General features: G+C 65.5%; 5 protein-coding genes and 1 pseudogene. 1 reads left to right on the forward strand and 5 read right to left on the reverse strand.

All coding sequences use genetic code 11. The annotated features are described in order from the left end of the window. Positions 1 to 195, forward strand: a pseudogene (locus A3764_RS08505) (hypothetical protein); the annotation flags it as partial. Positions 196 to 207: 12 nt separating this feature from the next. On the opposite strand, the gene glmM reads toward A3764_RS08505, so the two are convergent. The 5 genes from glmM to A3764_RS08530 all read right to left on the reverse strand — a co-directional run. Beyond that, positions 208 to 1,554 (reverse strand): phosphoglucosamine mutase, encoded by a 1,347-nt coding sequence (glmM, locus tag A3764_RS08510; RefSeq protein WP_067928260.1) that lies wholly within the window; start codon positions 1,552 to 1,554, stop codon positions 208 to 210. Then, complete coding sequence (gene folP / locus A3764_RS08515) at positions 1,555 to 2,589, reverse strand: dihydropteroate synthase (protein ID WP_067928257.1); 1,035 nt, start codon at positions 2,587 to 2,589, stop codon at positions 1,555 to 1,557. A gap of 4 nt (positions 2,590 to 2,593) precedes the next feature. Continuing rightward, on the reverse strand, positions 2,594 to 3,520 hold the full coding sequence (locus A3764_RS08520; protein WP_067928254.1) for a dihydroneopterin aldolase: 927 nt from the start codon (positions 3,518 to 3,520) through the stop codon (positions 2,594 to 2,596). A gap of 94 nt (positions 3,521 to 3,614) precedes the next feature. Next, on the reverse strand, positions 3,615 to 4,256 hold the full coding sequence (locus tag A3764_RS08525; protein ID WP_067928250.1) for a cell wall hydrolase: 642 nt from the start codon (positions 4,254 to 4,256) through the stop codon (positions 3,615 to 3,617). 131 nt (positions 4,257 to 4,387) lie between these two features. Beyond that, positions 4,388 to 5,961: putative PEP-binding protein (locus tag A3764_RS08530; RefSeq protein WP_082865912.1), on the reverse strand; the 1,574-nt coding region annotated here is incomplete at its 5' end.

The following is a 5,961-nucleotide window of genomic DNA, read 5'->3' on the forward strand; positions in this document are numbered from 1 at the left end:
CAGGTGCCGGTGTGGTCCGTGGTGCTGGGCGCTCTCATCCTGTCGGAACCGCTGCCCCCCTCGCTCATCTGGGCGATGGGGTTGATCCTGATCGGCGTCGCGGTCAGCCAATACGGGGCGCTGCGCCGTCTTTTCGGCAGCAAGCGCGCAGGGCGAGCGGATACCGCCGCCGCCCCGAACCGGGCCGACGCCTGAAAGCTTGCTGCGTCAGACGCGCACCGCGTCCGTCACCGCATCGACGACCAGCCGTACCGATTGCGCCATGAGGTCGGCATCCTCATGTTCCGCCATAACGCGGACGAGCGGTTCCGTACCGGATTTGCGGATCAGCAACCGCCCGCCCCCGCTCAGCCGCGCCTCGGCCTCGGCAATGGCGGATTTCACCACGGTTGTTTCGAGCGGGGCCTGCCCGGCGCCGAAGCGGACGTTTTCCAGCAGTTGCGGCACCGGCTCGAATTGCGCCAGCAATTCGGAGGAAGGTTTGCCGGAGCGGATCATCTCGGCCAGGAACTGCAGCCCCGCCATCAGCCCGTCACCCGTCGTGGCGTGGTCGGTCATCACGATATGGCCCGATTGTTCGCCGCCGAGGTTGAAGCCACCTTCGCGCATCCGCTCGACGACATAGCGGTCACCGACGCTGGTACGCTCCAGCCGCAGGCCCTTCGCTTCGAGAAACCGCTCAAGCCCGAGGTTGCTCATCACCGTGGCCACCAGCGCATTTCCGGCGAGGCGCTCTTCCGCGGCCCAGCGGGCGGCCATCAGCGCCATGAACTGATCGCCGTCGCCCACCCGGCCCTTTTCGTCGATCAGGATGACCCGGTCGGCATCACCGTCGAGGCAGATGCCCACGTCAGCGCCCCTTTCCACCACAAGGCGCGCGGCCTCCTCCGGGTGGGTGGAGCCGCAGCCGTCGTTGATATTGTGGCCGTTCGGGGAAACGCCGGTGCTGATGACCTCGGCCCCCAGTTCCCACAGGGTTTCCGGCGCCACGCAGTGGGCGGCCCCGTTCGCGCAGTCGATCACGACCTTGAGCCCATCGAGGCTCATCTGACGCGGGAAGGAGGATTTCACCCGCTCCACATAGCGAAAGCGCCCGTCATCGATCCGTTTGGCGCGACCGATCTGGCCCGCGCCGGTGGGTTCCACCCCCTCGGCCACCAATGTTTCGATCTCGCTTTCCGCCTGATCGGACAGTTTGAACCCGTCCGGGCCGAAGAACTTGATGCCGTTGTCATGCGCCGGATTGTGGCTGGCAGAGATCATCACGCCGAGGTCGGCGCGCATGGAACGTGTCAGAAGCCCCACCGCCGGTGTGGGCACAGGGCCCAGCAGCAATACGTTCATGCCAGTGCTGGTCAGCCCGGCGGTCAGCGCGTTTTCGAACATATAGCCCGAGAGGCGAGTATCCTTGCCGATCACCACCCGATGCGAACCGCCGCCATCGCGGCGGAAATAGCGACCCACGGCAGCGCCGATGCGCAGGGCGGTTTCCGCCGTCATCGGAGCGAGGTTCGCCGTGCCACGCACGCCGTCGGTGCCAAACAGTTTCGTCATTCAATCCTCGTTCGTCTCTTCAAAATATCCGCTCACCGACGCCTGCCAGAGCGCGCGGGCCTGAACCGTTTCGGCCACATCATGCACCCGCACCATCTGCACGCCCTGCGCGAAGCCCGCAAGAGCCACGGCGATGGAACCCGGTGCTCGATCCGCCGCCTGTAGGGCCTTGCCTATCGTTCCGATAAAGCCCTTGCGCGAGGCCCCCAGCAAAAGCGGCACGCCCAGCCCATGAAAGATGCCCAGCCGGGCCAGCAAAGCAAGGTTGTGCGCGCGCGTCTTGCCGAAACCAATACCCGGATCGGCGATGATGCGCCGACGCGGGATGCCCGCATGCTCCAGCGCCTGCAGCCGCGCGGCGAGGGCGTCGTAGACATCCAGCACCACGTCGTTATAGCGCGGATCGTTTTGCATGTCTTCCGGGGTGCCCTTGGCGTGCATGGCGCAGACGGGCACGCCCCGTTCGGCGCAAAGGCCCGGCATGGCCGGATCGTAGCTGAGCGCCGAGACATCGTTTACCAGATCGGCCCCTGCATTGAGCGCTGCGCGCGCAACCGCCGCCTTGCGCGTATCGACGGAGATCACCCCCCCGACCCCGGCTGCCCGCAACCCGGCGACAACCGGGACGACCCGGGCGATTTCCTCCTCCTCCGGGACGGTCACTGCACCAGGGCGGGTCGATTCGCCACCGATATCGAGGATATCGGCCCCTGCCGCCAGCATGGCGCGGCCGCGTTCGACCGCAGCCGCGGCATGGGCGTCCTTCCCGCCGTCGGAAAAACTGTCAGGTGTGACGTTGAGGATACCCATGATGCGCGGGCGGTTCATGCCAAGGCCCGCAATTTCCGACCGTGGTTCGGTGAGCTGTGCGGCCACATCCGGCGGCAGGGCCCTCGCGGGCAGGAAAGAGGGCGGCGCATCCCTGCGCAGCACCTCGACGTCGGTGAACCAGCCCCAGCCCCCGGCGAGTGGCAAGGCAGGCTCGGGCCGGGCAGGACCGATCTGAACCAGCGGTCGGTAATAAAGGGTGGCCATGGTGTTAAAGACGCTCCGCCGTGGCGGGCACGGCGCGCAGCGGCACGGAGGCGCCGCTGGGCACGTCCGCCCCGATGACCAGCATCTCTTCGGCGTCGAAGGTTGCCGCGAACCACGCGGCCAGCGCAACGGCGTCGCGCGGCTGGGCAGAGGGCGTATCGACGGCATCCAGCACGATCTTGGAAGGCGCCCAGACACAGGTCTGGCCGTTTTTCATGGCCCAGTCGAGTTCGGTACGGGTTTCAACCACCACGCAACGGTCGTCGCGGGCGGCAAGCACCCATGCGTTCTGTTCGATGGCCAGCAGGTCGATCCGGCGCTGCGCCATCCGGTGCGGCACCTGCGGGGCGGGCGTATCGGCGGGGCCCACGCAGATCACCACCGGGCGCCCGATCGCTTCGAGCTGATCCAGCCAGCCGGGTAGGTACGGCGACGCAATCGCCGCGTTGCTGAGGTAGACGAGTTCGGGATGGGTGCCGCCAGCGAAAGCCCGGTCGGCGGACCAGCCTTCATCCTTGGCGCGCACGATTTCCACCCCCAGTGCGCCCGGCCCGCGATCCAGCTTTTCGATGCGAACGAAAACCCGGACGGCCTGCGGTTCGTTCAGGATCCGATCCGCCACCCGTTCAGCCAGAGTTTCCAGAAGGTTGAGCCTTTCGTCCTTCAGTTCGGACGCAATCGCTTCGGTCACGCGGTCATAGCTCAGGATGCGGTCGACATCGTCGTCCACCGGCTCCGTGAGGGGGCGGACCTCCACGACGACGTTGAAGCAGATACGTTGGGTGACGCCGCGCTCGGCCTGAAAGGCCCCGATCTCGACTTCGACGATATGGTCGCGCAGCGAAATGCGGTCCAGCGGCTCGGACCCGGCGGTGGCATTCGCACGTTCAGAAGGATGCGCGAAGGCAAGGCGGACTTCGGAGGGCGGCATGGCACGGGCCTTCGATAGCTTCGCCACGGGCAAGGTGACGCTGGGCGCCTGCCTAGCAAGAACGGAGGCGCCGTGCCAGTGTCGAAACGCGGCGTCAGTTCGACGCTGTGCGCACGCCCTCGCGGTAGAAGAGATGCACGCCGATCTTGGCTGTGCGGGTGAAAACCTTTGACCAGTTCGGGCTGACCGCGGTGGTGTGATAATGCGTGGCACCGTCGGTAATGCGCGGGGCCTTTCCGTCCAGCACTGCCCGGGCAACCTTGCCCACACGGGCAAATGCGCGCGGTTCGGCGATGACTTCCTTGTGGCCATCGCAGGTATAGGTGAACTGGCACTGGTATTTCTTGCCAGTGCCCTGATTGATGACGCCGCAAAGCGTGCCGGGGAAGCGCTTGCTGCGAACCCGGTTGAGGATCACCTCCGCCACGGCGAACTGGCCCTTGACCGTTTCACCGCGCGCTTCGAAATAGAGCGCTTCGGCAAGGCACTGCCATTCGTCGCTGCCGGAGGCCTTGGGCTGCCGATCGATCCATGCGCGGGAAAATTGCACCGATTTCTTTTCAGCCTTGGGTTGCGCCACGAGCTGCTTGAGACGGTCGCTGCCCACCGATTCCAGACCCTCCGCTTCGATGCGGGCAAGGTCGAGAGCCTTGCCGGAGTTGGCTTCGGCAGGGGCGCCCAGAGTCAGGGCGGCGACTGCGAGGAGGGGCAGAAAATAGATCGGGAACAAACGCATGGGTCCTCTCGTTATCTAAGTGCGGCTTTCGGGCCGCTTAAAGAACTCGATCCCTTGGGTAAACCCGAGCGATTATGTTACGCGAAATCCCGCGCACGTGAGCTATTTGTTGCGTGTTGGTAAGTGCGCCCCTACCCTATTTTGTGACGTATCGCCAATTGGGCCGCAGCGAGCCGCGCAACCGGGACGCGAAACGGAGAGCATGAAACGTAGTCGAACCCCGATTCCCGGCAGAAGGAAATCGATTCGGGGTTGCCGCCATGCTCGCCACAGATGGAAAGCGTGATGCCCGGCTGCGCCTTGCGGCCACGCTCCGCCCCCAGTTGAAGTAGTTCCCCCACCCCATCCGTATCGAGCACGTGAAAGGGATCCTCAGCGTAGACACCCTGCTGCACGTAGTCCGACATGAAGCGGCCCGCGTCGTCGCGAGAGAGGCCATAGGTCATCTGGGTCAGGTCGTTGGTGCCGAAGCTGAGAAAGGCACAATGGGGGGCGATTTCGGCGGCGCGCAGCGCGGCGCGGGGCGTTTCCACCATCACGCCGAGGCGATAGGTAAAGCTGGCGTCCCGTTCGTTGCGCACGGCGGCGGCAATCGAATCGACAGACGTCTTTACAAGCTCGACCTCCCGCCGTGCCGATACCAGCGGGATCATGATCTCCGGCACCACCGGTTCCCCGTCGCGGCTGGCTTCGATCGTCGCTTCGAAGATCGCGCGGGCCTGCATTTCATAGATCTCGGGCACCGTGATGCCAAGCCGCACGCCACGCAGGCCCAGCATGGGGTTATACTCGGTCATCGCATCGATGCGGCGGGTGACACTGCTGAGCGGCAGGCCGAGCGCTTCGGCCAGTTCGCGCTGGCCCGCCTTGTCCATGGGCAGGAATTCATGCAGCGGCGGATCGAAAAGCCGGATGCAGACGGGCTGGCCCTGCATGATGCGGAAAAGCTGGGTAAAGTCGTCCCGCTGCATCGGCAACAGACGTTCCAGCACCGCGCGCCGGTCTTCGCCGGATTCGGCAAAGATCATTTCGCGCATCACGATCAAGCGGCTGGGATCGAAGAACATATGCTCCGTCCGGCAGAGCCCGATCCCATGCGCGTGGAAATTGCGCGCGGTCTGGGCATCCGCAGGGGTGTCGGCATTGGCGCGAATGCCGATGTCGGCGATGTCCTCGGCCCAGTCCATCAATTCCTGAAAGGTATCGTCGAGCGCGGCTTCCTGCATCTCCGCCTCTCCGGCAAGCACTTGCCCGGTGGAGCCATCGACGGTGATGATATCCCCGCCGACGAAAACGCGCCCATCGGCAGCGGTGATCTGCTTTTTCGCGAGGTTGAAGCGCATGTTGGACGCGCCCACCACGCAGGGCAGCCCCATGCCGCGCCCGATTACCGCCGCGTGGCTGGTGATCCCGCCGCGTTCGGTCAGAACGGCCTGCGCGGCATGCATGCCGCGAATATCCTCGGGGCTGGTTTCGCGCCGGACGAGAATACAGGCATCCCCGCGCGAGGCGAAAGCCTGTGCATCGGCGGCGGAAAAGACGATGCGCCCCGTGGCGGCCCCCGGGCTTGCGGCGATCCCCCGCCCGATAAGGTCACGCCGCGCTGTGGGTGACACCTGACGGTGCAACAGCTCCGTCAGCGTGCGCGGCTGTACCCGCATCACGGCCTCTTCGCGGGTGATGACCCCGTCCTGCGCCAGGGCAA

This window comes from Sulfitobacter sp. HI0129 (genome assembly GCF_001635395.1).
Classification (GTDB): Bacteria; Pseudomonadota; Alphaproteobacteria; order Rhodobacterales; family Rhodobacteraceae; genus Sulfitobacter.

Bases quoted from the DNA above. Each gene is read 5' to 3' on its own strand.
- glmM (WP_067928260.1), bottom strand. From the start codon at position 1,554: ATGACGAAACTGTTTGGCACCGACGGCGTGCGTGGCACGGCGAACCTC.
- folP (WP_067928257.1), bottom strand. From the start codon at position 2,589: ATGGCCACCCTTTATTACCGACCGCTGGTTCAGATCGGTCCTGCCCGG.
- A3764_RS08520 (WP_067928254.1), bottom strand. From the start codon at position 3,520: ATGCCGCCCTCCGAAGTCCGCCTTGCCTTCGCGCATCCTTCTGAACGT.
- A3764_RS08525 (WP_067928250.1), bottom strand. From the start codon at position 4,256: ATGCGTTTGTTCCCGATCTATTTTCTGCCCCTCCTCGCAGTCGCCGCC.